The sequence below is a fragment of the Luteimonas sp. MC1572 genome (genome assembly GCF_016615815.1).
Taxonomy (GTDB): Bacteria; Pseudomonadota; Gammaproteobacteria; order Xanthomonadales; family Xanthomonadaceae; genus Luteimonas.
The window spans coordinates 636,703-661,903 of the sequence record NZ_CP067112.1 but is presented as its reverse complement, the minus strand read 5'-3'; the positions used below and the strand labels follow the sequence as shown (position 1 = coordinate 661,903).

The window sequence follows — 25,201 nt, the reverse complement described above, 5'->3', positions numbered from 1 at the left end:
AAGGCAGCCATGATCGAGCGCGAACTCCTGGTCGCCAACAAGCTGGGGCTGCACGCCCGTGCCACCGCCAAGCTGGTGCAGGCGCTGTCGGGCTACGGCTGCAACGTCACCCTCACCGCCAAGGGGCGCGAGGTCAACGCGAAGAGCATCATGGGCGTGATGCTGCTCGCAGCCGGCCCCGGCACCACCGTGGTGCTGCGCACCGACGGCGTTGACGAGGAAGCGGCGGCAGATGATGTCGCCGCCCTGTTCGAGCGGCGTTTCGACGAGGACAGCTGATGCGCAGGGAGTTGCCCGGGCACGGTGCATCCAGGGGCAACGCCCTCGGCCGCGCCCGGGTCCGCCAGCCGCACGCGCTGGAAGTCGCCGAAGAACACATCCGCCTGGCCGACGTGCCCGGCGAGCTCGCGCGCCTGCACCAGGCGCTCGACGCGGTGCGCGAGGAGCTGCGCATGATGCGCTCGCGCCTGCACGGCGCGCTGGCCCAGGAAGTCGGCGAGTTCCTCGACCTGCACGCGCTGCTGCTCGACGACCCCGAGCTCCTGCAGGGCCTCGACGACCTGATCGCCAAGGGACTGTACGGCGCCGACTATGCCTTGCGCCTGCAGCGCGACCGCCTGGCCGCGGTGTTCGAGGGGATGGACGACCCCTACTTCCGCAGCCGCATCGAGGACATCGACCACGTCATCCGCCGTGTGCACGCCGTGCTGCACCAGCACGATGCCACCGTCGAGGGCGTGGCCGGCGAGATCCTGGTCAGCGACACGCTCGCGCCGTCGGAAGTCGCGCGCCTGCAGTCGCAGGGCGTGCTCGGCATCGTCACCTCGGGTGGCAGCACGCTGTCGCACAGCGCCATCCTCGCCCGCAGCCTGCACCTGCCGCTGGTGGTGGGCGCGGCGCATGCACTTGGCCAGGTGAACGACGGCGACGTGCTGCTCATCGACGGCACCACCGGCCAGGTCATCGTGGACCCGGATGGCGACGACCTGCTCGCCCATCGCGCACGCGTGCGCGAGGGCAAGCGCGAGCGGCGCCAGCTGCACCGCCTGCGCCGCGAGCCCACGCGCACCCGCGACGGCATGGACGTGCGCCTGTTCGCCAACGCCGAATCGCGCGAGGACGTGGCCGAGGCGCATGCGCTCGGCGCGGCCGGCGTGGGCCTGTACCGCACCGAGTTCCTGTTCCTGCAGCGCAACGAACTCCCCGACGAGGACGAGCAGTTCCTCGCCTACCGCGACCTCGTACTCGGCATGACAGGGCGCATGGTCACCATCCGCACGCTCGATGTCGGCGCCGACAAGGCCGACCGCAGCGGACTGGCGCTGGTCAACGAGCCCAACCCGGCCATGGGCGTGCGCGGCGTGCGCCTGGCGCTGCGCCGGCCCGAGGTGATGGAGACGCAGCTGCGCGCGATCCTGCGCGCGTCCGCCTACGGCCCGCTGCGCATCCTCGTGCCGATGGTGACCTGTCGCGAGGAGGTCATCGCGGTGCGGCGCGCGGTACGCCAGGCCACCCTGCGCCTGCGCCGCGAAGGCCACGTGGTGGCCGACGGCATCGCGCTCGGCGCGATGATCGAGGTCCCGGCTGCGGCATTGGCGCTGCCGTCGCTGATCGACAAGCTCGACTTCATCTCCATCGGCACCAACGACCTGGTGCAGTACCTGCTGGCCGCCGATCGTGGCAACGACGCGCTCGACGCGCTGCACAGCCCGCTGCATCCCGCGGTGCTGCAGCTGCTGCAGGCCGTGATCGCCACCGCGCGCGCGCACGACACGCCGGTAGCGGTGTGCGGCGAGATGGCCGGCGATGCGATATTCACCCCGCTGCTGCTCGCGCTCGGGCTCGAGGAGTTCAGCCTGCATCCGGGCACCCTGCTCGAAGTCCGCCGCGCGGTGCGCGCGCATGACCTGGGCGACCTGCAGCGACGCGCGCCGGCGTTGCTGCGCGCGCGCGACCGCGCCGGCATCGTCCGGTGGCTCAGGCAGTGCGAAGGCGGCATGTGAGCGACGGCGCGGTACCACCTGCGATCGTGGCACCGGCCGTGGCCGAAGCGGCGGATGCGGTGCGCGCGCGGTTCACCGCCGCACGACCGTTCGCGCACTGCGTCATCGACGGCTTCTTCGATGCCGCGTTCGCCAATGCGCTGCTGCGCGACTTTCCCGCCTTCGAACGGGGCAACCACCTCAACGAGCATGGCACCGCGGGTGGAAAGTCCGTGGTCGAGCGCATCCGCGGCCTGGGCGACGCCTGGCGCGCGCTCGACGACTGCGTGCAGTCCGCCGGATTCCTCGGCCTGGTCGGTCGCATGACCGGCATCCCGGACCTGCTGTATGACCGCGATTACTTCGGTGGCGGCAGCCACGACAACCGCGATGGCCAGAGCCTCGACGTCCATATCGACTTCAACCACCACCCCGGCACCGGCTGGCACCGTCGGCTCAACCTCATCGTGTACCTCAACCACGAGTGGGAGGCGGGCTGGGGTGGCGCGCTCGAGCTGCATCGCGATCCGCGCGATCCGGCACGCGACGAGGTCGTGTCGGTACTGCCGCTGTTCAACCGCTGCGTGATCTTCGAGACCACGGAGCACAGCTGGCATGGCTTTTCTGAAATCCACCTGCCTGCCGAGCGGGCCGCTCTGTCACGGAAATCCGTGGCGCTGTATTTCTATACCCGCGAGCGCCCTGCCGATGAGACCGCGCCGCGCCACTCGACGGTCTACGTGGACCGGCCGCTGCCGGCACACCTGCAGCCCGGGCATGTGCTGCACGCGGACGACGTCACCGCACTGCATGAACTCCTCGCGCGACGCGACCAGCACAACCTGCGCCTGTACCGGGAACTCGAGGCGTTGCAGGCTAGGCTGGACCAGTCCGCTGTCGGGCGGCTGGCCGGTCTCGCCCGGCGCGCCGCCGGACGCCTGCGACGCACGCGCGGATAACGCACGCACACGGCGGTGGGCAAGGCCCGCCATGCGGGCGATAATGCGCGCATGAACGCCTGACCCTGTCGCGCACTCCGTCGCGCGACGCTCCCCGGAAGCCCGCCATGGCCGAAGCCGTCCGCCACGACAAGACCGCGCGCCAGCTGCGCCTGCTGTCGGACGCCATCGACAGCGGCCGCCTGGGCCCGGTGCGGCGGCTGGTCAACACGCTGGCGCCGGCCGAGATCGGCAACCTCCTCGAATCCCTGCCTCCGGGCCGCCGCATGGTGGTCTGGGGCCTGGTCGATCCCGAAGACGACGGTGAAGTGCTGGTCCACGTCGGCGACGAAGTGCGCGAAAGCCTGCTCGCCGACATGGACACCGATGAAATCGTGGCCGCGGTCGAGGACCTCGACATCGACGACCTCGCCGACCTGGTGGGCGACCTGCCCGGCACGGTCATCGAGGAAGTCCTCAAGTCGATGGACCGGGAGAACCGCGAGCGCCTCGAACAGGTGCTGTCCTATCCCGAGGACACCGCCGGCCGCCTGATGAACCCGGACGTGGTGACGGTGCGCGCCGACACCACGGTGGACGTGGTGCTGCGCTTCCTGCGCCTGCGCGGCGAGCTGCCCGAGCACACCGACCACCTGTACGTGGTCAACCGCCGCCACCAGCTGATCGGCTGGGTGGCGCTGCAGGACCTCGTGACCCATGAGCCTGCGAGCCCGATCAACCGCCTGATCGATGATGCGTTGACGGCGATCCACGTCGACGAATCCGCCGAATCGGTGGCGCGCCAGTTCTCCGACCATGACTGGGTCTCGGCGCCGGTGGTCGACGAGGGCAACGTGCTGCTTGGCCGCATCACCATCGACGACGTGGTCGACATCATCCGCGACCAGGCCGAGCACCAGGCGCTCGGCGCCGCCGGCCTGGACGAGGACGAGGACCTGTTCTCGCCGGTGCGACGCGCGGTGCGCGGGCGCATCGTGTGGCTCACGGTCAACCTCGCCACGGCGTTCCTCGCCGCCTGGGTGATCGGCCGCTTCGAAGGCACCATCGAGCGGATCGTGGCGTTGGCGGTGCTGATGCCGATCGTGGCCGGCATTGGCGGCAACGCCGCCATGCAGGTGCTGACGCTGATCGTGCGCGGCCTGGCGCTCGGCCAGGTGGGCGCGAGCAACGCGCGCGTGTTGCTGTGGAAGGAGCTGCGCGTGGCGCTGATCAACGGGCTGCTCATCGGCTCGTTCGTGGGCCTGGTGGCGTTCGCGTGGTTCCACGACTGGTTGCTCGGCGTGGTGATCGCCGTCGCGCTGGTCATCAATTTCTGCGCCGCGGCGCTGGCCGGCGTGCTGGTCCCGCTGGCCATGAAGCGCGCCAACATCGATCCGGCCGTCGCCGGCGGCGTGGTCGTCACCGCCGTCACCGACGTGATGGGCTTCTTCAGCTTCCTCGGCCTGGCGACGGTGATCCTGCTGCGCTGAGGCGCGGCACCGCTCAGGCGAGCAGCGCTTCCAGCACGGCCATGCGGATCGCCACGCCATTGCCGACCTGGCGCAGGATCAGCGACTGCGCGCCGTCGGCGACCGCGTCGTCGATCTCCACGCCGCGGTTCATCGGCCCGGGGTGCAGGACCACTGCATCTGGAGCGGCGCGCAGCAGGCGTGCCGTGGTCAGCCCGAAGTCGCGGTGGTAGGCCTCGAGCGACGGCACCAGGCCTTCGACCATGCGCTCGCGCTGCAGGCGCAGCATCATCACCGCGTCCACGCCGTCGAGCGCGGCGTCGAGGTCGTCGCCGACCACGCAGCCGGCGAGCGTGTCGTCATCCGGGAGCAGCGCGCGTGGGCCGCAGGCGCGGATCTCGCCGATGCCGAGCGTGCGCAGCGCATGCAGGTCGGAGCGCGCGACGCGCGAATGCCTGATGTCGCCGACGATCGCCACCTTGAGCCGCGCGAAATCGGCGCCCTTGGCCTGGCGCAGGGTCAGCATGTCGAGCAGCCCTTGCGTGGGATGCGCGCTACGGCCGTCGCCGGCGTTGACCACAGCGGTGCCGGGCTGCGCGGCGGCGGCAAGCGCAGCGGCAGCGCCGTCGGCGTGGTGGCGCACGATGAAGCCGCGCACACCCATCGCCTCGATGTTGCGCAACGTGTCGAGTGCGGTCTCGCCCTTGCTGGTCGACGAGGTGGACGCGTCGAAATCCAGCACGTCGGCCGCCAGGCGCTGCGCGGCACGCTGGAACGACAGCCGCGTGCGCGTGGACGGCTCGAAGAACAGCGTGCACACGGCGCTGCCTGCGAGCGCGCGCGGGTCCGCCGCGCCCTGGCCGTCGACGAACGCCTGCGCGCGGTCGAGCAGGGCCACCAGCGTCGGGCGCGTCAGCCCTTCCAGGGTCAACAGGTGGCGCAGCCGGCCGTCGTCTTGGGTCTGTACGGGCAGGGGCGGCCGCGCGACCGGTTGCTGCGATGCGGTCATGGCGTCACCGCCACCGCATCCTGCGGCGCCGCCAGCCAGCGTTCGATGATCACCGCAGCCGCCACCGCATCCAGCGCCGCGGCATCGCGCCGGCGACGGCGGCCCTCTGCACGGTCGAGGGCGAACCGCTGCGCGGCCTCGATCGAACTCGAACGCTCGTCAACCAGCACCACCGGGATCCCGTAGCGCACCGCCAGCGCGTGCGCGAACGCGTGGGCGCGTGCGCGGATCGGCTGGTCGCCGCCCTCCAGGGTCAGCGGATCACCGACCACGCAGCCGTCCGGGCCCCACTCCTTCCTGATCCGGTCGATCGCCGACCAGTCCACCGCGTCGCCGTGCACGTCGACCACTTCCAGCGCGCGTGCGCCGTGGCCGAACGCGCTGCCAACGGCCACCCCGATGCGGCGCGAGCCGACATCGAAGCCGAGCACCGTGCCGTCGCTGCGGATCGTGCTCATCAGGCGTGCCCGGAGTAGTCCGCCATGCGCGCCATGTCGACGCCGATGCGGGCGGCGGCGGCCTGCCAGCGCGATTCCAATGGTTCTTCGAACAGCAGCGCGGCGTCGGCGGGCACGGTGAGCCAGCTGTTCTCGGTGAGTTCGTGCTCCAGCTGCCCGGCGCCCCAGCCCGCGCAGCCCAGCGCCATCGTCACGTTCGCCGGGCCTTCGCCAACGGCCATCGCCTCGAGCACGTCGCGCGAGGTGGTGACGAACAGGCCGTCGGCGATCGCCAGGCTGGAATCCCAGCCACGATCGCCGTCATGCACCACGAACCCGCGCTCCGGGTGCACCGGCCCGCCGGCGAGCACCGGCACCGCGCACAGCGCCTCGTCGGCGCAGGCGATGCCCATCTGCGAGAACACGTCGCCGAGCGCGTAATCGGACACCCGATTGACCACGATGCCCATCGCACCCTGGGCATCGTGCTGGCACACCAGCGCCACGCTGCGCGCGAAATGCGGATCGGAAAGCGCGGGCAGCGCGACCAGCAGCTGGTTGGCGAGCGGGGACATCGACATGCCGCCATTCTAGCCAGTGGCGGCCGACCTCGCCTGTACCCGCGCAGGCATACTCGCCGCACCGACGACCGCAGGATGCAAGCCGATGACCGTGGACACCCCGCTGCCCAGGAACGAACGCGCGTTCATCGTGCTGCTGGCCGTCCTGCAGGGCGGACTGATGTTCATGGCGCAGAAGGGCGACGCCGCGGGCTGGTGGCCGTTCGACGCCCTCGGCGGGCGCGTCTGCTGGTACACGCTGGTCCTCTCGGTGCCGACGATGATGGCGCTGAGCGTACGGCGCCTGCGCGACGCGCGGTTCTGGCAGCACGCGATCGCGACCACGGTGGTGGTCGCCGCGCTCGCGGCCTGGGCGGCCTGGAACGCCACCGGCGGGCCCGGTATCCGCGCCTCCGAGGTGCTGGCGCCGTTTGGCGTGTCGATGGCCATCGGCCTGTTCGTGATCCTGCCCTGGCTGCAGTGCCGGCTGGCAGACGGGCACTGGCGCGCCGCCTACCCGGCGCTGGTCGAACACGCCTGGCAGAACGCGCTGACCCTGGCGCTGGCCGCGCTGTTCACCGCCATCTGCTGGGCGGTGCTTTACCTGTGGGCGGCGCTGTTCGCGCTGGTCAAGATCACCTTCTTCCGCGAGCTGTTCCGCGAGGACGCGTTCGTCTATCTCGCCACCGGCGCCATGGCCGGGCTCGGCGTGCTGATCGGCCGCACCCAGGCGCGCGCGGTGCAGGTCGCGCGCCAGGTGCTGTTCGCGATCTTCACCGGCCTGCTGCCGCTGCTGGCCTTCATCGCCGTGCTGTTCGTGGTGAGCCTGCCGTTCACCGGGCTCGCGCCGCTGTGGGAGCGGGCGTCGGCGGCGACGATCCTGGTCAGCGTGGTCGCCCTGCTGGTGGTGTTCACCAATGCCGTGTTCCAGGACGGCGAAGGCACGCCGCCATACCCGGCCTGGCTGCGCCGCGTCGTGGACGCCGGGCTGCTGGTGCTGCCGCTGTACGCCGTGCTCGCGCTCTACGCCCTTTGGCTGCGCATCGCGCAGCATGGCTGGACCAGCGCACGCGTCTGGGCGGTGCTGCTGGTGGTCGTGGTCGCGGCTCACGCGTTCGGTTACGCATTCGCCGCGCTGCGCGGGCGCGGCCACTGGCTGGGGCCGGTGCGCGGCGTGAACCGGGTGATGTCCTGGGTGGTGGTGGCGCTGGTGGTGCTGGCGAATTCGCCGGTGATCGACGGCCAGCGCATCGGCGTGGCGAGCCAGATGCAGCGCCTCGCCGATGGCCGCACCGCGCCCGACGACTTCGACCTGGCGTGGCTGCGCTTCGACAGCGGACGCCGCGGCTACACGGCCGCGCTGTCGCTGCGCGACGATCCGGCGTTCAACGGCGACCCCGCGCGCCTCGCCGAACTCGAGCGGGTGCTGGCCCGGCCATCACGCTGGGGCGGGTTGGAGCCGGGCGATGACAACAGCAAGCGCGACGCGGGCGCGCTGCGCGCCGGCCTGCAATTGGCAAGCAACGCCGTCGCGCCCGAGGACGGCTGGTGGCAGGCGCTCGCCACCGGGCGCCTGGGGGCCGAAGAATGCCTGCGCGAGGGCTCGGACTGCATCCTGCTCACCCCGGACCTGGACGGCGATGGCACGCGCGAAACCCTGTTGTGCGTGATGCGCGAGGACATGGGCGGCGACTGCACGCACGCCACGCCCGGTGCCGATGGCGCCTGGCGCGTGACCGGCAGCCTGGGCCTGTGGCAGCAAGCCGATGGCGGGCGCGCGGGCCGGCGGGAACTGCGCGCCGACCTGCTTGCCGGGCGCATCGCCCCCCAGCCGCGCCACTGGCCGGACGTGCGCATCGGTGATGGCCCGGTACGTGAATTCCACGACACCCGGAACGAGGCCACGGTCGAGGCCGACGCCAGCACGGGGCCGTGCATCGACTGCGGCCTCTGAGCGCTCGCTGCCGCTCGGCGCAACCTGGGTTCGTTTGCCTCAGCCGAGACCGAACTGCACCTCGTCCGGCGTAGGCACGCGCACCGAAAGCACTTCGACTTCGGCGCGGAACGCGCGCCCGGCCAGCGGGTGGTTGCCGTCGACGGTGATGCCGTCAGCGGACACCGCGGTCACCACCACTTCGAGCGGTCCGCTGGCGGTGGTGGTCTCGAGCTTGTCGCCGACCCTGGGCTCCGATGACGCGCGCCACATCGCGCGCGGCAGGGTCTGCACCAGCGCGTCGTGGCGCTGACCGAAGCCATCCTCCGGCGCCACCACCACCTCTAAGCGCTCCCCGGCCTTGCGTCCCTCGAGCGCCTGCTCCAGCCCGCGCGCGATGCCGCCGCTGCCGTGCATATAGGTCAGCGGTTCGTGGCCGCGTGTGCTGGTGATCGCCTGGCCGCTGGCTGCGTCAGTGAGCGTGAAGTGCACGGTGGCAATGCGGCGGTCTGCGATATCCATCGGCGGCGCGGTCCTGGAAGGGTGTCGCCGCAATCCTCGCCAGCGTGGCGCCGTGGCGCAACCCCGGGCGCGCCCGGGCGTGATGAGCAACTGTCGTGATTCCTCACAATGGAGGAAGAGCGTTGCGCTGATGCGGGCGCCGGGTACCAAGGCCCTTGAGGGCTCATGTCCCCCGGCAATGGCCTTGCGGCCATCGCATCCTCCTTGACTTCCCCCTCAAGGGCCTTGGCACCCGGTACGCCGCAGTACGCGGTGGTTCCCGGAGCACAGCCCGCGATCCCGTGCATTTGCTCTCCGGCACCAGCGACGCGCGCAGAGCACCAGAGTGGCCGGGAGGCCTTCGCGGGGAAGTAAAGGAGGAGGCAGCCGCCGCAAGGCGGATGCCGGGGGACATGAGCCGCGAAGGCCTCACGGCCACCACGGGGCCCTCGAGGCCAAACAAGAAAAACCCCGCATTGCTGCGGGGTCTGTCGGTTCGGAGCCACTATCCCCGGCACTGCCGGGGAAGCGCGCGCGGCTCAGCCCGCGATGGCTTCCTGGTAACGGCGCTCGACTTCGTTCCAGTCGACCACGTTGTAGAACGCGCCGATGTAGTCCGGGCGGCGGTTCTGGTACTTCAGGTAGTACGCGTGCTCCCACACGTCCAGGCCCAGGATCGGGGTGTTGCCGGAACCGATGCCCTTCATGAGCGGGCTGTCCTGGTTGGCGCTGCTTTCAACCAGCAGCTTGCCGGCCTTGTCGGTGGACAGCCACGCCCAGCCGCTGCCGAAACGGGTCAGTGCGGCCTTGGTGAAGGCTTCCTTGAACGCGTCGAAGCCGCCGAGGTCGCTGTCGATGCGCTTGGCCACATCGCCCACCGGATTGCCGCCACCCTCATGCGACATCACCGTCCAGAACAGCGAATGATTGGCGTGGCCGCCGGCGTTGTTGCGCAGCGGGACGCGCTTGTCCTCGGGCAGCTTGTCGAGGTTGGCGATGATCTCTTCGGCGCTCTTGTCGGCCCACTCCGTGCCTTCCAGCGCGGCGTTGGCGTTGTTGATGTAGGTCTGGTGGTGCTTGGTATGGTGGATTTCCATCGTCTGCGCGTCGATGTGCGGCTCGAGCGCGTCGTAGGCGTAGGGCAGCTTCGGCAGGGTGAAGGCCATGGGGATCTCCGGAAGGTTGGAACGGCCGATCATTGTCGCCGCTGGAAGGTAAAAAGTGCGCAAACGCGAAGGGCGCCACCAGGCGCCCTTCGCGGAACACGTGAAATGCTGCGTTTCAACGCACCTCGGCGACCTCGACCCCGTCCAGCCCCTGCGACAGCGTGCGCGCGTCGCCACCCTGCGCCAGCTTGATGCGCAGGCGCACCTCGTTGGCGGAGTCGGCGTAGCGCAGCGCATCCTCGTAGGAGATCTCGCCGGCCTGGTAAAGCTCGAACAGCGCCTGGTCGAAGGTCTTCATGCCGAGGTTGGTCGACTCCTTCATCACTTCCTTGAGCTTGTGGATCTCGCCGTCGCGGATGTAGTCCTGCACCAGCGGCGTGCCGAGCATGATTTCCATCGCCACGCGCCGCCCCTTGCCGTCCGGCGTGGGAATCAGCTGCTGCGCCACCACGCCCTTGAGGTTCAGCGACAGGTCCATCAGCAGCTGGCCGCGACGGTCCTCGGGGAAGAAGTTGATGATGCGGTCCATCGCCTGGTTGGCGTTGTTGGCGTGCAGCGTGCACAGCACCAGGTGGCCGGTTTCGGCGAAGGAGATGGCGTGGTCCATGCCCTCGCGGGTACGCACCTCGCCGATCATGATCACGTCGGGCGCCTGGCGCAGGGTGTTCTTGAGCGCGTTCTCCCAGCTGTCGGTGTCGATGCCGACTTCACGCTGGGTGATGATGCAGCCCTCGTGCTTGTGCACGAACTCGATCGGGTCCTCGATGGTGATGATGTGCCCGGTGGAGTTCTGGTTGCGGTAGCCGATCATCGCCGCCAGCGAGGTCGACTTGCCGGTGCCGGTGGCGCCAACGAACAGGATGATGCCGCGCTTGGTCATCGCCAGGGTCTTGATGATCGGCGGGAGGTTGAGCTCCTCGACGGTCGGGATCCTGGTTTCGATGCGGCGCAAGACCATGCCCACCTGGTTGCGCTGGTAGAAGCACGACACACGGAAACGGCCCACGCCCGAGACGCCGATGGCGAAGTTGCATTCGTGCGTGCGCTCGAACTCCTCGCGCTGCGGCGGCGACATCACGTTGAGCACCAGGTCGCGCGCCTGCTGCGGCGTGAGCGGGTTCTGGGTGATGGGCGAGATCTTGCCGTGGACCTTCATCGACGGCGGCATGCCGGCGGTGATGAACAGGTCCGAGGCCTTCTGGTGGGCCATCAGTTTGAGGAACGAGGTGAAATCGATGGCGCTCATGTGGTGCTCCGGTTACTCGAACAGCCGCTTGTCCTTGGCGTAATCCTTGGCCTGCGGCCGCGTGACCATGCCGCGCTTCACCAGGTCCTGGAGATGCTGGTCGAGGGTCATCATGCCGTGCTGCTGGCCGGTCTGGATGGCTGAATACATCTGCGCCACCTTGTCCTCGCGGATCAGGTTGCGGATGGCCGGGATGCCGACCATGATCTCCCAGGCCGCCGTGCGCCCGCCGCCCACCTTCTTCAGCAGCGCCTGCGAGATCACCGCGCGCAGCGATTCCGACAGCATCGAACGCACCATCGGCTTCTCGCCGGCGGGGAACACGTCGATGATGCGGTCGATGGTCTTGGCCGCCGAGCTGGTGTGCAGCGTGCCGAACACGAGATGCCCGGTTTCCGCGGCGGTCAACGCCAGGCGGATGGTCTCCAGGTCGCGCAGCTCGCCGACCAGGATGTAGTCCGGGTCCTCGCGCAGCGCCGAGCGCAGCGCCTCGTTGAAGCCGTGGGTGTCGCGATGCACCTCGCGCTGGTTGATCAGGCACTTCTGCGCGGTGTGCACGAACTCGATCGGGTCCTCGATGGTGAGGAGGTGCCCGTATTCGGTCTTGTTGATGTGGTCGACCATGGCCGCAAGCGTGGTGGACTTGCCGGAGCCGGTGGGACCGGTGACCAGGATCAGGCCCTGCGGCTGGTCGATGAGCTCCTTGAAGATCCGCGGCGTGCCGAGGTCTTCGAGCGTCAGCACCTCGGAGGGCACCGTGCGGAACACCGCGCCCGCGCCGCGGTTCTGGTTGAAGGCGTTGACGCGGAAGCGCGCCAGGCCGGGAATCTCGAACGAGAAGTCGACCTCGAGGAATTCCTCGTAATCGCGGCGCTGCTTGTCCGACATGATGTCGTACACCAGCGAATGGACCTGTTTGTGGTCCAACGCCGGGATGTTGATCCGGCGGACGTCGCCGTCGACGCGGATCATCGGCGGCAGGCCCGCGGACAGGTGCAGGTCGGACGCCTTGTTCTTGACCGAGAATGCCAGCAGTTCAGCGATATCCATGCATGCTCCCCAGCGGCATTGCATCAGTAAAAAATCGAGTGGCCACGCCACCCCGCGGCTGGCGCCAGACTACTCCCCGCAGGCAGTATAGCCCCGTATCCGCGTCACAAATCCACGGTGGCCAGGGAGGCGGACCGATGTCATCCGGACGGCTCGAACGCGTACTTCGCGACATTGAAAACGCATCCCGCGACGCCGGAAGGCCATGCGCGCGGCTGGTCGCGGTGGGCAAGACCCGCGACGCCGCCGAGCTTGCCGCGCTCGCTGCGGACTGGGCGCGGGCGAAGCCGGGCGTGGTGCCCGCGTTCGGCGAGAACTACGTCCAGGAGGCCGCGGCCAAGATTGCGGCGCTGGAAGGTGCCGGGATCGAATGGCATCTCATCGGCCACCTGCAGTCCAACAAGGCCACGCAGGCCGCCGCGCTGTTCGACTGGGTGCAGTCGGTGGACCGCCTGAAACTGGTCGACGCGCTGGCCGCTGCGCGCCCGGCCGACCGGGCTCCGCTTTCGGTGCTGGTGCAGGTGAACATCGACGACGAGGACAGCAAGCACGGCTGCGCCCCGGGCGACGTGCCCGCGCTGGCCGATGCGATCGCCGCCCGTCCGCGGCTCGCGCTGCGCGGATTGATGGCCATCCCGGCGCCGCGCCCCGACGCCGGTGCGCGCCGCGCGGCATTCGTCGCGATGCGTGGGCTGTTCGACACCTTGGCTGCGCGCCATCCCGGCGTGGACACGCTGTCGATGGGCATGAGCGCGGACTTCGCGGAGGCGATCGCCGAGGGCGCGACGATGGTCCGTGTCGGCACCGCGCTGTTCGGCGCGCGCACCTGACACCGCCTCGGCGACAATGCCGCCGTCCCTCGCCATCCGAGACCGCTGCCATGCCCGCACACGCACCCGCTCCCGCCGACATCGGCACCACCGCCTTCATCGGCGGCGGCAACATGGCGCGCAGCCTGGTCGGTGGCCTGGTCGCGCGCGGTGTCGATCCCGCGCAGATCCGCGTCGGCGAACCGGTCGTGGCGCTGCGTGATGCGCTGGCGCGCGACTTCGGCGTGCAGGTGTTCGAGCACGCGCGCGATGCGGTGGCGGGTGCCGGCACCTGGCTGCTGGCGGTCAAGCCGCAGGTGATGCGCGAAGTCTGCGAGGACCTGGCCGCCACCGCGCGCGCCGCGCGCCCGCTTGCGATCTCGATCGCCGCCGGCATCACCGCGGCACAGCTGGAGCGCTGGCTGGGCGGCGATGCGGCCGTGGTCCGCGCCATGCCCAACACCCCGGCGCTGCTCGGTGCCGGCGTGACCGGACTGCACGCCAACCACCATGTCGATGGCGAGGGCCGCACGCGCGCCGAAACGCTGCTGGCCAGCGCCGGCGCCACCGTGTGGATCGACGACGAAATGCTGATGGACGCGGTCACCGCGGTGTCGGGCAGTGGCCCGGCGTACGTCTTCCTGCTCGCCGAAGCCATGGAAGATGCCGCGCTTGCGCAGGGCCTGCCCGCGGACGCCGCCCGCACCCTGGTGCTGCAGACCATCCTCGGCGCCGCGCGCATGCTGGCCGAGTCCGGCGAGGCGCCGGCCGAACTGCGCCGCCGCGTCACGTCGCCCGGCGGCACCACCCAGGCAGCGGTCGAAGCCTTCGAGTCCGGCGGACTGCGCCCGCTGGTGGCCGCCGCCATCGACCGCGCCACCGTGCGTGGGCGCGAACTGTCCGCCGCCAATGACTGATCACGCCATGACCCCGCGTCTGCGCCTCTCCGCCCTGTTGGCCGTTTCGCTGGCAGCCGCGCTGGCCGCCTGCGGCAACGGCCCCGCGCCGTCAGCGCCGCCGAATGCGGTCGAACCTCCCGCCGAACTCCGCGTCGGCGACCGCGTGTTGCGCGCCAGCCTGGTGCCCGCGGGTGCAGTGGGTGCGGCGATGGCCCGGGAATACGGCGTCGATCGCGAAGCCGGCGGCATGGTGCTGGTGATCGGCCTGCGCACCGGCGCGGACGAGACATCGCTGCCGGCGCGCGTGGAGGCGCGCGCCAGCGACCTGCTCGGCCGCGGCCAGCCGATCGCGCTGCGCGAGGTGCGCAGCAATGGCTACATCGACTACGTCGGCACCCTGCGCGTGAAGCCGCCCGAGACGCTCAGCTTCGACATCAGCGTGGAGGCCGCGGGCGCCGCGCCGATGACCCTGCGCTTCAGCCGCGACATCCTGCCCTGAGCGCGGCGATCAGCGCTCGTTGATGCCGTAGCGGCCGGGGCCCAGCAGCATGATCGCCACCGCGGTGGCGAGGAACATGCCCTGCAGCTCCAGCGCCCAGCCGCCCTCGCCGTTGAGCTGGCCGAGCTGCCCCATGTGCGCCAGCACGATGGCGAACAGCATGTTGATGGCGACCAGCGCCGCACCGAGGCGTGCATGGAAGCCGAGCAACACCATCAGCGGCGCCAGCACCTCGCCGACGAGCACGCCGTAGGCCAGCACGCCCGGCAGGCCGTTGGCCTCGACCAGGCGCTCGATGCCGGACATGCCTCCGCGCAGCTTGGCCACGCCGTGCAGCAACACGAGCACGCCGAGCGTGATGCGCAGCAGGAGGCGGGCGGCATCGTGCATGGCGGCCTGGTTCATCTCGGTTCTCCTCGGTGGTGGCGGATCATCGCAGAGCGCGCGCCGCGCGTCAGCCCCGGCCGCGCGCGCGTTCGCGCTGCGACCAGCCATGCACGATCGCGGCCAGCGCGCGCACGCCGTCGGTCAGCGCGGCCGGACCCGGCTGCAGGATCAGCGGCGACTTCACCTCGTGCAGCTCGCCGTCGCGGACCGCCGGGATCGCGTCCCAGCCGGGCCGTGCGGCGACCCTGTCGGGGCGGAACTTCTTGCCGCACCACGAGCCGATGATGATGCCCGGCGCCCGGCGCACCACCTCGCCGGCGTCGGCGAGGATGCGCTGCTTGGCCAGCGGCTCGGCGGCGAGCTCCGGGAACACGTCGTCGCCGCCGGCGATGCGCAGCAGCTCGGCGACCCAGCGGATGCCGGTGATCGGCGGGTCGTCCCATTCCTCGAAGTACACGCGCGGGCGGCGCGGCAGCGTGGCCGCCCGCGCCGCGACCTCGTCGAGACCGCGCTGCAGGCTGTCGGCATACGTGTTCGCGCGCGCGGGCACGCCGACCAGCGCGCCGAGCCGGCGCACGTAATCGACGATGCCGTCGACGCTGCGGTGGTTGCTGATCCACACCTCCACGCCGTTGCGCACGAGCTCGGCGGCGATGTCGGCCTGGATGTCGGAAAAACCGATCGCCATGTCGGGGCGCAGCGCCAGGATCGCGCCGATCTTCGCACTGGTGAACGCGCTCACCTTCGGCTTTTCGCGACGCGCCTCGGGCGGCCGCACGGTGAAGCCGCTGATGCCGACGATCCGGTCCTGCTCGCCCAGGGCGTACAGCGTTTCAGTGGGCTCCTCGGTCAGGCAAACGATCCGCCGTGGTCCATGCAAGGTGACCGCGTCGCTCACGGGTACAGCATCCGCTTGCTGCAATCGCCGGCGTGGTCGCATTCGTACAGCCAGCGTTCGTGCAGGCGATAGTCGGCGCCGTACCAGAACTCGATGCGGTCGGCGCGCACGCGCAGGCCGTTCCAGCGCGGCGGACGCGGCACCTCGCGGCCGTCGAACTGCTGCGCATACTCTGCCAGCCGGCGCTCGAAGTCCTCGCGCGCGTCCAGCGTCTCGGACTGCAGCGACGCCCAGGCGCCGAGCTGGCTGCCGCGCGGCCGCGTGGCGAAGTAGGCGTCGGCCTCGGCCTCGTCGATGATCGCCACGGGGCCTTCGATGCGCACCTGCACGCCCTGGCGCACCCGCGGCCAGTGGAACAGCAGCGCGGCACGCGGATTGGACTTCAGCTCACGACCCTTGCGCCCGTCGAGGTGGGTGTAGAACACGAAGCCGCGCGCGTCGTGCGCCTTCAGCAGCACGGTGCGCGCGGAAGGCCGGCCGTCGGGCGTGGCGGTGGCGAGGGTCATCGCGGTGCGGTCGGGCTCACCGGCATCGCGCGCCTCGTCGAACAGCGTGTCGAAGGTGGCCAGGGCCTCGGCGTACAGGTCGGTCATCGCGGCGGAACTCCACATGGTCGGCGCGCGCACGGCACGCGCCGGCGCTGCGCTATCGTTGCACGCATGGCGACGCCCTTGCATCCGCGCAGCGGTTTCAGCGACGACGTGGTGGCCGCGGTGCTGGCCGACGTGGTGGCGTCCGGCGCGCGCGTGTTCGCGATCAGCGGCGTGCAGGGCAGCGGCAAGTCCACGCTGGCCGCGCAGCTGGCGCAGGCCGCCGACGCCCACGGCCTGCGCACCGCGGTGCTGTCGATCGACGACGTCTACCTCGACCGCGACATGCGCCAGGCGCTGGCGCGCGATGTGCATCCGCTGCTCGCCACCCGCGGCCCGCCCGGCACGCACGACCTGCCGCTCGCGTTCGCCACGCTCGACGCGCTGCGCGACAGCGGAGCAGCCCATCTGCCGCGCTTCGACAAGCTCGGCGACCAGCGACGGCCGCGCCGCGAGTGGCCCCGGGTCTCCGGCATCGACCTGGTAGTGCTGGAAGGCTGGTTCATCGGCACGCCCGCCGAGGACGAGACCGCGCTCCGCGCCCCGATCAACGCGCTTGAACGCGACGAGGACCGCGACGCCACCTGGCGCCGCTGGTGCAATGCTGCGCTCGCCCGCGATTATCCGGCGCTGTGGGCGCGCATCGACCGGCTGCTGTTCCTGCAGCCGCCGGGATTCGACATCGTGCCGGAGTGGCGCTGGCAGGCGGAACGCGCGCTGCACGCCGACACGCCATCAGCCACCGCGATGGACCGCGCCGGGATCGACCGTTTCGTGCAGCACTACGAGCGCGTCAGCCGCCAGGCGCTGCGCACGCTGCCGGCAATCGCCGACACGGTGCTCGCCCTCGATGCCGCGCGGCGGCCGACCACGCCGGCGCCGGTTGCTACTCGACCACGAACGTCACCCGCAGGTTGACGCGCCACTCGGTGATGTTGCCGCCGCCGTCGGTGACCACCTTGATCTCGTTGATCCAGGCGCCACGGATGTTCTTGACCGATTCCGCGCATTTGGCGAGGCCACTGCGCACGGCATCCTCGACGCTGGTGGGCGAGGAGGCGTTGACTTCGATGATCTTGGCGACGGTCATGGCTTGCATCCCGGTGGGCGGCGACAGTGCCGCTGCCTGCATCCTGGGAGGGGGGATGTTAAGGGCGCGCCGTGGGCCACCGGCTGCTAGCATCGCGAGGCATGAATCCAGCCCCCAACCTCGTGCTCGTGGGTCCCATGGGCGCCGGCAAATCCGCGATCGGCCGCCGCCTCGCCGAGCGCTTCGCGCTGCCCTTCGTCGATGCCGACCGCGAGATCGAGCTGCGCACCGGCACCAGCGTGGCGACGATCTTCGAGTGTGAGGGCGAAAGCGGTTTCCGTGCGCGTGAACGCGAGGTGCTCGCCACCCTGCTGGCCGCCACGGGCTGTGTCGTCTCCACCGGCGGCGGGGCCGTGCTCGACGCCGGCACCCGCGAACTGCTGCGCGGCCGCGGCTACGTGGTGCACCTGCTGGTCGACGTGGAGGCGCAGCTGGCGCGGCTGGCCCGCGACCGCAGCCGCCCTTTGCTGGCCGGCGGCGATCGCGAAGCGGTGCTGCGACGGCTGGCCGAAGTGCGTGACCCGCTGTACGCCGCCGTTGCCGACATGCAGTTCGACACGCGCGCGCTGAGCGCTGCCGACGCGGCCGTACGCCTCGGACACGCGCTCGACGCGGCCTGGCAACGCGGCCTGGAGCTGGCGTCGTGAGCGCGGTGCGCCACGTCGACGTTGGCGGTGACGCCCCGTATCGCATCGTCATCGGCAAGGGGCTGCTCAGCGACGGCGCCGCCCTCACCGCCACGCTGCGCGGCCGCCAGGTACTGCTGGCCAGCGACAGCAACGTCGCGCCGCTGCACGCGCAGGGCGTGGAAGACGCGCTGCTGGCCGCGCGCCCGGATCTCCGGATCGCGCGTTTCGTGCTGCCCGCCGGTGAAGCGTCGAAAACCCTGCAGGGTTTCGCCGGCGCCATCGACGCGCTGGCGGCACTTGGCGCCACCCGCGACGCCTGCGTGTTCGCGCTCGGCGGCGGCGTGGTCGGCGATCTCGCGGGTTTTGCCGCGGCCTGCTGGATGCGCGGCATCGACTGCGTGCAGCTGCCGACCACGCTGCTGGCGATGGTGGACTCCTCGGTGGGCGGCAAGACCGCCGTCGACCTGCCCGCCGGCAAGAACCTGGTCGGCGCCTTCCACCCGCCGCGCGCGGTGCTGGCCGATACCGCCGTGCTCCGCACCCTCCCCGATCGCGAGCTGCGCGCGGGGCTGGCCGAAGTGGTGAAGTACGGCGCGATCGTCGACGCGCCCTTCCTCGACTGGCTGGCCGGACACGCCGGCGCGCTGCTCGAACGCGAGGACGCGCCGCTCGCCGAGGCCATCGCCCGCAGCTGCGCGCACAAGGCGGCAATCGTCACCCGAGACCCGTTCGAGCGCGGCGAGCGCGCCCTGCTCAACTTCGGCCACACCTTTGCCCATGCCATCGAGACCGAACAGGGCTACGACGGCCTGAACCACGGCGAGGCGGTGGCGGTGGGCATGGTGCTGGCCGCGCGGCTGTCCACGGTGCTCGGCATGGCCGGCAGCGACGATGCCGACGGCCTGCGCAGGCTGCTGGCGCGCTTCGGGCTGCCGGTCGACCTGCCGCGCGGGCTGCAGCCCGCCGCCCTGCTGGAACGCATGCGCCTGGACAAGAAGGCCCAAGCCAGCGGCCTGCGTTTCGTGCTCTGGGAGGGCGCTGGCCGCGCGTGCGTCGTGTCCGACGTACCCGAAGCCGCGGTACTGGACGTCCTGCGCGGGTAGGCGGCCGGCGGCGCCCGCGACCCGCTGCCGGCTACAATCGCGGGATGCGCCTGCTCCTGCAACAACGCCCCGAAGGCCGCGAACCGCCGCGCTTCGTGCAACTCATGCTCCAGCCCGACCTCCTCGGCGGCTGGGCGCTGGTGCGCGAAACCGGGCAGATCGGCGGCCGCAGCACGGTGCGGCGCGAGCAGTTCCTCGACCAGACCAGCGCCATGAACGCGCTGGAGCAGGCCCGCGACCAGCAGATCAAGCGCGGTTTCCAGCTGATGTTCGCGCAGGGCGCGGACATGCCGAAGCCGTGACCCTGCCCCGCGGGCCGTTACCAGGACCCAAGACGTGCCCCAGCCCCTGAAGAACGACCGTTTCCTGCGTGCCCTGCGCCGCGAGCCCGTGGACCACACCCCGGTGTGGCTGATGCGCCAGGCGGGCCGCTACCTGCCCGAGTACCGCGCCACGCGCGCGAAGGCCGGCAGCTTCATGGGCCTGGCCACCAACCCGGAGCTGGCCTGCGAGGTGACCCTGCAGCCGCTGGCGCGTTTCGAGCTCGACGCCGCGATCCTGTTCTCGGACATCCTCACCATCCCGGACGCGATGGGCCTCGGCCTGTATTTCGTCGATGGCGAAGGTCCGAAGTTCAAGCACCCGGTGCGCGACGCCGCGGCGATCGCGAAACTCGGCGTGCCGGACATGGAAACCGACCTGCGTTACGTGATGGACGCGGTGCGCGTGATCCGCCGCGAACTCGACGGCAGCGTGCCGCTGATCGGCTTCTCCGGAAGCCCGTGGACCCTGGCCTGCTACATGGTGGAAGGCGGCGGCAGCAAGGACTTCGCGCGCATCAAGGCGATGGCGCACAACGACCCCAAGGCGCTGCACGCGCTGCTCGACGTCAACACCCGCGCGGTGATCGCCTACCTCGCCGCGCAGCGCGCGGCCGGCGCGCAGGCGCTGCAGGTGTTCGACACCTGGGGCGGCACGCTGTCGCCGGCGATGTACCGCGAGTTCTCGCTGCCGTACATGGCGCGCATCGCCAGCGAACTGGACCGCGGCGAAGGCGCCGAACGCACGCCGCTGATCCTGTTCGGCAAGGGCAATGCGAGCCACCTGGAGGCACTCGCCGACACCGGCGCAGAAGGCATTGGCGTGGACTGGCTGATCGAGCTCGGCGACGCCGCGCGCCGCATCGGCGACAAGGTCGCCATCCAGGGCAACCTCGACCCGACCACCCTGTTCGGCAGTCCCGATGCGATCCGTGGCGAAGTGCGCCGCGCGCTCGACAGCTACCGCGACGGCAACGGTGGCTCGCGCGAGGGCCACGTGTTCAACCTCGGCCACGGCATGTCGCCGGGCATGGACCCCGAACACGTGCGCGTTCTGGTGGACGAAGTGCACGCCTACAGCAGGCGCTGACCTTCGGCCGCGGCCTGCTCAGCCCAGGCCGTCCCGCGACGGCGCCAGGCGGCCACCGCGATCACTGGGCGCGCCTGCAGGCGCGCGGTACTCGAAGCGGATTTCACGATGTCCCGCGGGCACCTCGGGATTGTGCGGCTCGGCACCCACGCAGCCTGGATGGAGGCGGTTGTCCAGGCTCATCGCAAGCAAGGCCAGGGCCTGCGCCGCGGCGCTCGACGGATCGCGTGCCAGCACGCGGTCGGCCACCAGGTAGGCGCTGTCGCCGGCATCGGATTCGATCGCAGCCCGCGACTCCCCCGGCGCTGCGGCGCCAGCGGGCAGCGCTTCGATCCGCGCCGGCGACCAGCAGCGTCCGGTGCTGCCGATGTAGGTGCCGCGGACCAGTTCCGCGACGAAACTTTCCAGCTCGCTGCGGACCTTGCCGCGGCGCATCGCCGTGGCGGCCACGCTGTAACGGCCCTTCACGTAGTACATCCGGTCGACCAGCAGCGTCATTGCCGAGTGCCAGGCGCCGCCTTCGCGCAGCAGGCGCATGTCGGCCGATCGCGCGGAGAGCGGTTTTTCGTCGTCCCCATCGCCTGTCACCACGTGGAAGCTGCGCAAGGCCCCGAATTCGGCCGACGTGTAGCCTCCGGGGACGCCAACGCCCGATCCGATCTCCTGCAGCGTGGCCCGGGCGGCCTCGTCGAGGTGCGAGTCCGGTACCACGCCGACGGGATAGAAATAGATGTCGATCCAGCGATCGAGGCTGCCCCCGGATCGATACCGCACCGACGCTCCGAGCTCGGCGACGTCATAGAGCTTTTCACCAACGGCTTCCCAATCGCCGACGCGCAATGGGTAGACGATGCGCGTCTCTGCCAGGAATCCGCCGAGGAACGGCTGCGGCGCGTTGTCCCCGCCCTGGCCTGCATCCGGGACATCGGCCGCCGCGGCCCCGCCCGTTGATACCAGCAGCACCGCCGCCATGACCGCCGCCCAACGCCCACTGCCTGTTGTCGCCATCACTCGTCCTCCCTGGATTGCAGCGCAGCGATCGCATCGGCCAGCAATGTGCCGGTCACCGGCTTGCGCAGGAACAGGTCAAACCCGGCCGCGCGCGCCGCGGGCTCGGCGTCGGCATCCGCGCGCGCGGTGACCGCCATCAGCGGCGCGGTGAATCCCCGCGCATGCAGCTGGCGCGCCAGCGCCAGGCCGTCGATGCCGGGCAGATCGAGGTCGAGCATGGCGAGATCGAAGCGGCTGGTGGTGGTTTCGGCCAACGCGGCGAGCCCGTGCGGCACGTGCACCACGCTGTGCCCCTGCGCATGCAGCAACCCCACGATCACCTCGGCAACGGTGGCATCGTCCTCCACCAGCAGGATGCTGCGCGGCCGCTGTGCCGGGCGCGGCGGGCGGATGTCCACGGGCCGCGCCTCGGGTGCCTGCGCGCCGGGCAGCGGCAGGTCGACGGTGAAGTCGGTGCCGTGCCCGGGCGTGCTGTCGAGCTCGATGCGGCCGCGCATCGCCACGGCAAGCTCCTGGCAGATCGCCAGGCCCAGGCCGCTGCCGCCGTAACGTGACGCGGTGCGGATGCCTTCGGCCTGCTCGAAGCGCCGGAACAGGTACGCCTTCTGCTCATCGTTGAGCCCGGGCCCCGTATCGGACACCACCAGGCGCACGCCCGCGCCGGCCATGGGTGCCGCCTGCAGCGTCACGCTGCCCGCCTCCGTGAACTTGATGGCGTTGCCGAGCAGGTTGAGCAGGATCTGCCGGACGCGCCCGGCATCACCCAGCAGCCAGCGCGGGGTCTCGACATCGATGTGCCGCCGGAACGCCAGGCCACGCTGGCGGGCCATCGGCTCCACCATCCCGGCGACCTCGTCGAGCAGCGCCACCAGGTCGAATGGCTGCGCATCGAGCTCCAGCTTGCCGGCTTCGATGCGCGCGAGGTCGAGCGCGTCGTTGACCAGGCGCATGAGGTGTTCGCCGGCGCGGCGGATGGCGTCGGCATAGCCGCGCTGGCGGGGCTCCAGCTCCGTGCCCAGCAGCAGCTCGCTCATGCCCAGCACGCCGGTCATCGGCGTGCGCACTTCGTGGCCCAACGTGGCCAGGAACCTGGTCTTGGCCAGCGACGCCTGTTCGGCCAGTTCGCGTTTCTGCTCGCTGAGCTGCCACGCGTGGCGACGCTTCAGGCGGCCCCGGTACGCATGCCCGATCCACAGCACGCACAGCGCCGCCAGCGCGATGAACAGCAGTTGCGCCCAGATGGCCTGCCACCACGGCGGCTGCACATCCAGCACCAGCTGCTGCGATGGCGACCACGCGTCGTCGGCGGTCCGCGCCTGCACCTGCAGCCGATACCGGCCAGGTGCAAGTTTCGGGAAGACCCGCTCCCCGGCGGCGCCGGTTTCCACCCACCCGGCATCGTCGCCTTCCAGCAGGAAGCGGTAGCGATGCGCGTGCGCATCGGTGAACGACAGCAGCCGCGCCACCACGCGCAGGTCGCGGTCGTCGTGGCGCAGCCGCAGCTCGGTGGCCAGCGGCGACATCGACACGCGCTCGTCGCCGCGGCGCAGGTCGACCGACTCCACCGCCAGCGTCGGCGTGCCCTGCGTCCATTGCACCTGCCGCGGATGGAACAGCAACAGTCCGTCGGCGGTGCCGGCCGCCACGTAGCCCAGCGGCGACATCTGCATCGGGTATTCGCTGAACTCATGGCTGGGCAGGCCATCGCGCACGCCGTACAGACGCAGCCGGCGCGTGTCCGGGTCGAACCGGACCAGCCCGCGTGCCGTGGTCATCCACACCACGCCGACGTCGTCCACCAGCACGCCTCCGGGAGCGACAGTCGGCAGGCCCTGGGCGGCGTCGACCGTGTCGAGGTGATGCAGCGTGGCTCCATCCCAGCGATACGCCGACAGCACACCGTTGCCCGCCAGCCAGATCCGGTGGCCGTCGGGCGCGGGCTCGATGGCCACGCCATGCAGCGCGATCCCGGGCGCGCCGGGAATCGGCTCGAACCTCCGCAGGCCGGCATTCCACGCGCGCAGCCCGCCGCTTCCGACCAGCCACAGGCCGCCATCCGGCGCGCGCGCGAGTTGTTCGACCGAGTCGGTGAACCCGAGGCCACGGCCGTCGCCGCGGTGCAGGGTGTCCAGCACGCGACCGCCGGCGTCGCGGAGCTGGACGCTGTGCAGCGTGGCCAACCAGAGCGTGTCGTCCTGCAGCTGGACGAAATGTGCGATCCGCCCGGCTGGCGCGGCGTCCGCATTGCCATCCGCATGCCAGCGGCGCGCCGCCCGGGTCACCGGATCGAACCGCACCAGCTGGTCCTGGCAGCCGAGCCACACGCCGCCGTCGCGCGTCTCGAGCACGCCGGTGACCAGCAGCGAACCGCAGATTTCAGTGAAGCGGTGCTCGATGCTGCCCGTTTCCGGATCCATCCAGTCGAGCACGCCGCCGCTGCCGACCAGCCACAATCCCCGTCCGCCGCCGGCGGTGGCCGGTGCCACGCCATAGACGAACGCGTTGGCCGGCGACGACGGATCGTTGAGGCGCCGCTGCAGCACGGTGAAATTCCGCCAGTTGGCTGGCAGGTGCCAGAGGCCGGCGTCGGAGCTGGCGAACCACAGGCCGCCCTCGCGGTCTTCGTAGGCGCTGGACCAGGCGGGACGCACCAGGCCGCGGCTGGTGGTGCTGTACAGCGGCACGTTGTCGACGCGGCCATCGCGCTCCCAGGCCAGGCCGCTGCGCGTATCCAGCCAGCGGGCGCCCTGCGAATCCTCCAGCAGCATGTGCAGCGCCGGCTGGCCGAGCACCGGGTCCATCCACGGCAGCCGTTCGATGCGGCCATCCGCGCGGCGCACCATGCCGGCGCCATGCATGCCCATCCACACGTCACCGCCGTCGTCCACGGTCAGCCCGTCGATCAGCAGCGACTCCAGCGCATCGCCCGGCAGGCGGGCGAAACCCGACCCGGTCCAGCGCGCCACGCCGCCCTTGGTGCCGACCCACAGCGTGCCGTCGCGCGGGTCCACGCCGAGGTGCGACACCCCGTTGGACGGCAGGCTGTCGGCCCTGCCGGGCTCGTATGCGTAGTGGCGCACGCGGCCGTCGGGCGACAGCCGGTGCAGGCCTGACTCGGCGGTACCGAACCAGACGTCGCCATCGGGCGTACTGGTGACCGACCAGACGTCGTGGCCGGCGATCGCCGCATGCGAGTTCCGGTCGTACCAGGTGAACGCTTCGCGCTCCACGTCGAGCATCGCCAGGCCGGCGGTCTGGGTGCCGATCCAGACACGGTCCTGTGCATCGACATGCACGGACCAGATGAAGTTGTCGCGCAAGCCGTCGCCCACACGCCAGATGCGGAAACCCACGCCGTCATAGCGCGCCAGGCCGTCACGGGTGGCGATCCACAGGTAACCCTGGCGGTCCTCGGCGAGCGCGTTGACGCGATTTGACGGCAGTCCGTCGAAGACGCTGATCTGGCGCGGCTGTGGCAGCTGCGGCACCGCGGCCACGGCGACGCCCGCCAGCAGCCCGCACAGGCAGAGGCCGATCCATCTCGCCAAACCTCGCATGTATCTCCCCGGACATCCGCGGCGGGCA

26 protein-coding genes are annotated in these 25,201 nt (G+C 70.8%); 13 read left to right on the top strand and 13 right to left on the bottom strand.

The window, feature by feature from the left end; genetic code table 11:
- Positions 1–9: 9 nt before the first annotated feature.
- The 4 genes from JGR64_RS03010 to mgtE all read left to right on the top strand — a co-directional run bounded on the left by JGR64_RS03010 (position 10) and on the right by mgtE (position 4,410).
- The gene (locus JGR64_RS03010; RefSeq protein WP_199375045.1) at positions 10–279 is read left to right on the top strand and encodes an HPr family phosphocarrier protein; all 270 of its coding nucleotides are present in this window, start codon (positions 10–12) and stop codon (positions 277–279) included.
- Positions 279–2,003, top strand: coding sequence for a phosphoenolpyruvate--protein phosphotransferase (ptsP, locus tag JGR64_RS03005; protein ID WP_199375044.1), 1,725 nt, complete (start codon positions 279–281; stop codon positions 2,001–2,003). Before JGR64_RS03010 ends, ptsP begins: the two co-directional genes overlap by 1 nt.
- Positions 2,000–2,941: a 2OG-Fe(II) oxygenase gene (locus JGR64_RS03000; protein WP_234446989.1), complete on the top strand. Its 942-nt coding sequence runs from the start codon at positions 2,000–2,002 to the stop codon at positions 2,939–2,941. The genes ptsP and JGR64_RS03000 overlap by 4 nt, the downstream gene beginning before the upstream one ends.
- A gap of 107 nt (positions 2,942–3,048) precedes the next feature.
- Positions 3,049–4,410, top strand: a complete 1,362-nt coding sequence (gene mgtE / locus JGR64_RS02995) for a magnesium transporter (protein WP_199375043.1) — start codon at positions 3,049–3,051, stop codon at positions 4,408–4,410.
- A 13-nt stretch (positions 4,411–4,423) separates the two neighbouring features.
- Here mgtE and JGR64_RS02990 read toward each other — a convergent pair whose 3' ends face one another.
- Genes JGR64_RS02990 through JGR64_RS02980 form a run of 3 tightly spaced genes read right to left on the bottom strand, consistent with a single transcriptional unit; the run spans position 4,424 to position 6,416 of the window.
- A complete protein-coding gene (locus JGR64_RS02990) occupies positions 4,424–5,398 on the bottom strand; it encodes an aspartate carbamoyltransferase catalytic subunit (RefSeq protein ID WP_199375042.1) in 975 nt (324 codons plus the stop codon).
- Positions 5,395–5,856, bottom strand: a complete 462-nt coding sequence (gene ruvX / locus JGR64_RS02985; RefSeq protein WP_199375041.1) for a Holliday junction resolvase RuvX — start codon at positions 5,854–5,856, stop codon at positions 5,395–5,397. The genes JGR64_RS02990 and ruvX overlap by 4 nt, the downstream gene beginning before the upstream one ends.
- Positions 5,856–6,416 carry a YqgE/AlgH family protein gene (locus tag JGR64_RS02980; protein ID WP_199375040.1) on the bottom strand — a complete coding sequence of 187 codons (561 nt, stop codon included), beginning with the start codon at positions 6,414–6,416 and terminating at the stop codon, positions 5,856–5,858. The genes ruvX and JGR64_RS02980 overlap by 1 nt, the downstream gene beginning before the upstream one ends.
- An 85-nt stretch (positions 6,417–6,501) precedes the next feature.
- On the opposite strand from JGR64_RS02980, the gene JGR64_RS02975 reads away from it, so the two are divergent.
- Positions 6,502–8,349: a DUF4153 domain-containing protein gene (locus JGR64_RS02975; protein ID WP_233348306.1), complete on the top strand. Its 1,848-nt coding sequence runs from the start codon at positions 6,502–6,504 to the stop codon at positions 8,347–8,349.
- A 39-nt stretch (positions 8,350–8,388) separates the two neighbouring features.
- Here the strand turns inward: JGR64_RS02975 and JGR64_RS02970 are convergent, their stop codons facing one another.
- The 4 genes from JGR64_RS02970 to JGR64_RS02955 all read right to left on the bottom strand — a co-directional run bounded on the left by JGR64_RS02970 (position 8,389) and on the right by JGR64_RS02955 (position 12,291).
- Entirely contained in the window at positions 8,389–8,850 is a 462-nt protein-coding gene (locus tag JGR64_RS02970; protein ID WP_199375039.1) for a peptidylprolyl isomerase, read from the bottom strand.
- A 518-nt stretch (positions 8,851–9,368) separates the two neighbouring features.
- Complete coding sequence (locus JGR64_RS02965) at positions 9,369–9,995, bottom strand: superoxide dismutase (RefSeq protein WP_199375038.1); 627 nt, start codon at positions 9,993–9,995, stop codon at positions 9,369–9,371.
- 115 nt (positions 9,996–10,110) lie between these two features.
- On the bottom strand, positions 10,111–11,241 hold the full coding sequence (locus tag JGR64_RS02960; protein ID WP_182822668.1) for a PilT/PilU family type 4a pilus ATPase: 1,131 nt from the start codon (positions 11,239–11,241) through the stop codon (positions 10,111–10,113).
- 12 nt (positions 11,242–11,253) lie between these two features.
- Complete coding sequence (locus JGR64_RS02955) at positions 11,254–12,291, bottom strand: type IV pilus twitching motility protein PilT (RefSeq protein ID WP_199375037.1); 1,038 nt, start codon at positions 12,289–12,291, stop codon at positions 11,254–11,256.
- A 137-nt stretch (positions 12,292–12,428) separates the two neighbouring features.
- On the opposite strand from JGR64_RS02955, the gene JGR64_RS02950 reads away from it, so the two are divergent.
- The 3 genes from JGR64_RS02950 to JGR64_RS02940 are packed head-to-tail and all read left to right on the top strand — an operon-like array spanning position 12,429 to position 14,498.
- On the top strand, positions 12,429–13,121 hold the full coding sequence (locus tag JGR64_RS02950) for a YggS family pyridoxal phosphate-dependent enzyme (protein WP_199375036.1): 693 nt from the start codon (positions 12,429–12,431) through the stop codon (positions 13,119–13,121).
- Positions 13,122–13,171: 50 nt separating this feature from the next.
- Entirely contained in the window at positions 13,172–14,017 is an 846-nt protein-coding gene (proC, locus tag JGR64_RS02945; RefSeq protein ID WP_199375035.1) for a pyrroline-5-carboxylate reductase, read from the top strand.
- 7 nt (positions 14,018–14,024) lie between these two features.
- The gene (locus JGR64_RS02940) at positions 14,025–14,498 is read left to right on the top strand and encodes a DUF4426 domain-containing protein (RefSeq protein ID WP_199375034.1); all 474 of its coding nucleotides are present in this window, start codon (positions 14,025–14,027) and stop codon (positions 14,496–14,498) included.
- A 9-nt stretch (positions 14,499–14,507) separates the two neighbouring features.
- On the opposite strand, the gene JGR64_RS02935 is transcribed toward JGR64_RS02940, so the two are convergent.
- From JGR64_RS02935 to pdxH, 3 genes are read right to left on the bottom strand one after another with little or no spacing between them, the layout of a single operon-like run.
- Positions 14,508–14,903, bottom strand: a complete 396-nt coding sequence (locus JGR64_RS02935; protein ID WP_199375033.1) for a DoxX family protein — start codon at positions 14,901–14,903, stop codon at positions 14,508–14,510.
- A 49-nt stretch (positions 14,904–14,952) separates the two neighbouring features.
- Entirely contained in the window at positions 14,953–15,783 is an 831-nt protein-coding gene (locus JGR64_RS02930; protein ID WP_234446988.1) for a cobalamin-binding protein, read from the bottom strand.
- Positions 15,780–16,376: a pyridoxamine 5'-phosphate oxidase gene (gene pdxH, locus JGR64_RS02925; RefSeq protein WP_199375031.1), complete on the bottom strand. Its 597-nt coding sequence runs from the start codon at positions 16,374–16,376 to the stop codon at positions 15,780–15,782. The genes JGR64_RS02930 and pdxH overlap by 4 nt, the downstream gene beginning before the upstream one ends.
- A 66-nt stretch (positions 16,377–16,442) precedes the next feature.
- Between pdxH and JGR64_RS02920 the strand changes: the two genes are divergently transcribed.
- Entirely contained in the window at positions 16,443–17,291 is an 849-nt protein-coding gene (locus JGR64_RS02920) for a kinase (protein ID WP_199375030.1), read from the top strand.
- On the opposite strand, the gene JGR64_RS02915 is transcribed toward JGR64_RS02920, so the two are convergent.
- Complete coding sequence (locus JGR64_RS02915) at positions 17,260–17,463, bottom strand: dodecin family protein (protein ID WP_199375029.1); 204 nt, start codon at positions 17,461–17,463, stop codon at positions 17,260–17,262. The genes JGR64_RS02920 and JGR64_RS02915 overlap by 32 nt on opposite strands.
- A gap of 101 nt (positions 17,464–17,564) precedes the next feature.
- Between JGR64_RS02915 and JGR64_RS02910 the strand changes: the two genes are divergently transcribed.
- Genes JGR64_RS02910 through hemE form a run of 4 tightly spaced genes read left to right on the top strand, consistent with a single transcriptional unit; the run spans position 17,565 to position 20,605 of the window.
- Positions 17,565–18,110, top strand: a complete 546-nt coding sequence (locus JGR64_RS02910; RefSeq protein WP_199375028.1) for a shikimate kinase — start codon at positions 17,565–17,567, stop codon at positions 18,108–18,110.
- Entirely contained in the window at positions 18,107–19,195 is a 1,089-nt protein-coding gene (gene aroB / locus JGR64_RS02905) for a 3-dehydroquinate synthase (RefSeq protein WP_199375027.1), read from the top strand. The genes JGR64_RS02910 and aroB overlap by 4 nt, the downstream gene beginning before the upstream one ends.
- A gap of 44 nt (positions 19,196–19,239) precedes the next feature.
- Positions 19,240–19,497, top strand: coding sequence for a WGR domain-containing protein (locus tag JGR64_RS02900; protein WP_199375026.1), 258 nt, complete (start codon positions 19,240–19,242; stop codon positions 19,495–19,497).
- Positions 19,498–19,531: 34 nt separating this feature from the next.
- Positions 19,532–20,605 carry a uroporphyrinogen decarboxylase gene (gene hemE / locus JGR64_RS02895; protein WP_199375025.1) on the top strand — a complete coding sequence of 358 codons (1,074 nt, stop codon included), beginning with the start codon at positions 19,532–19,534 and terminating at the stop codon, positions 20,603–20,605.
- 18 nt (positions 20,606–20,623) lie between these two features.
- Here hemE and JGR64_RS02890 read toward each other — a convergent pair whose 3' ends face one another.
- Together JGR64_RS02890 and JGR64_RS02885 are read right to left on the bottom strand one after the other, a co-directional pair.
- Positions 20,624–21,613 carry a hypothetical protein gene (locus JGR64_RS02890; protein WP_199375024.1) on the bottom strand — a complete coding sequence of 330 codons (990 nt, stop codon included), beginning with the start codon at positions 21,611–21,613 and terminating at the stop codon, positions 20,624–20,626.
- A complete protein-coding gene (locus JGR64_RS02885) occupies positions 21,613–25,173 on the bottom strand; it encodes an ATP-binding protein (protein WP_233348305.1) in 3,561 nt (1,186 codons plus the stop codon). Before JGR64_RS02885 ends, JGR64_RS02890 begins: the two co-directional genes overlap by 1 nt.
- Between the last annotated feature and the right edge of the window lie 28 nt (positions 25,174–25,201).

What these genes read in the sequence shown, in the direction of transcription:
- JGR64_RS03010 (WP_199375045.1), top strand. Translation starts at nt 10, where the DNA reads ATGATCGAGCGCGAACTCCTGGTCGCCAACAAGCTGGGGCTGCACGCC.
- ptsP (WP_199375044.1), top strand. Translation starts at nt 279, where the DNA reads ATGCGCAGGGAGTTGCCCGGGCACGGTGCATCCAGGGGCAACGCCCTC.
- mgtE (WP_199375043.1), top strand. Translation starts at nt 3,049, where the DNA reads ATGGCCGAAGCCGTCCGCCACGACAAGACCGCGCGCCAGCTGCGCCTG.
- JGR64_RS02990 (WP_199375042.1), bottom strand. Translation starts at nt 5,398, where the DNA reads ATGACCGCATCGCAGCAACCGGTCGCGCGGCCGCCCCTGCCCGTACAG.
- ruvX (WP_199375041.1), bottom strand. Translation starts at nt 5,856, where the DNA reads ATGAGCACGATCCGCAGCGACGGCACGGTGCTCGGCTTCGATGTCGGC.
- JGR64_RS02980 (WP_199375040.1), bottom strand. Translation starts at nt 6,416, where the DNA reads ATGTCGATGTCCCCGCTCGCCAACCAGCTGCTGGTCGCGCTGCCCGCG.
- JGR64_RS02975 (WP_233348306.1), top strand. Translation starts at nt 6,502, where the DNA reads ATGACCGTGGACACCCCGCTGCCCAGGAACGAACGCGCGTTCATCGTG.
- JGR64_RS02970 (WP_199375039.1), bottom strand. Translation starts at nt 8,850, where the DNA reads ATGGATATCGCAGACCGCCGCATTGCCACCGTGCACTTCACGCTCACT.
- JGR64_RS02965 (WP_199375038.1), bottom strand. Translation starts at nt 9,995, where the DNA reads ATGGCCTTCACCCTGCCGAAGCTGCCCTACGCCTACGACGCGCTCGAG.
- JGR64_RS02960 (WP_182822668.1), bottom strand. Translation starts at nt 11,241, where the DNA reads ATGAGCGCCATCGATTTCACCTCGTTCCTCAAACTGATGGCCCACCAG.
- JGR64_RS02955 (WP_199375037.1), bottom strand. Translation starts at nt 12,291, where the DNA reads ATGGATATCGCTGAACTGCTGGCATTCTCGGTCAAGAACAAGGCGTCC.
- JGR64_RS02950 (WP_199375036.1), top strand. Translation starts at nt 12,429, where the DNA reads ATGTCATCCGGACGGCTCGAACGCGTACTTCGCGACATTGAAAACGCA.
- proC (WP_199375035.1), top strand. Translation starts at nt 13,172, where the DNA reads ATGCCCGCACACGCACCCGCTCCCGCCGACATCGGCACCACCGCCTTC.
- JGR64_RS02940 (WP_199375034.1), top strand. Translation starts at nt 14,025, where the DNA reads ATGACCCCGCGTCTGCGCCTCTCCGCCCTGTTGGCCGTTTCGCTGGCA.
- JGR64_RS02935 (WP_199375033.1), bottom strand. Translation starts at nt 14,903, where the DNA reads ATGAACCAGGCCGCCATGCACGATGCCGCCCGCCTCCTGCTGCGCATC.
- pdxH (WP_199375031.1), bottom strand. Translation starts at nt 16,376, where the DNA reads ATGACCGACCTGTACGCCGAGGCCCTGGCCACCTTCGACACGCTGTTC.
- JGR64_RS02920 (WP_199375030.1), top strand. Translation starts at nt 16,443, where the DNA reads ATGGCGACGCCCTTGCATCCGCGCAGCGGTTTCAGCGACGACGTGGTG.
- JGR64_RS02915 (WP_199375029.1), bottom strand. Translation starts at nt 17,463, where the DNA reads ATGACCGTCGCCAAGATCATCGAAGTCAACGCCTCCTCGCCCACCAGC.
- JGR64_RS02910 (WP_199375028.1), top strand. Translation starts at nt 17,565, where the DNA reads ATGAATCCAGCCCCCAACCTCGTGCTCGTGGGTCCCATGGGCGCCGGC.
- JGR64_RS02900 (WP_199375026.1), top strand. Translation starts at nt 19,240, where the DNA reads ATGCGCCTGCTCCTGCAACAACGCCCCGAAGGCCGCGAACCGCCGCGC.
- JGR64_RS02890 (WP_199375024.1), bottom strand. Translation starts at nt 21,613, where the DNA reads ATGGCGACAACAGGCAGTGGGCGTTGGGCGGCGGTCATGGCGGCGGTG.
- JGR64_RS02885 (WP_233348305.1), bottom strand. Translation starts at nt 25,173, where the DNA reads ATGCGAGGTTTGGCGAGATGGATCGGCCTCTGCCTGTGCGGGCTGCTG.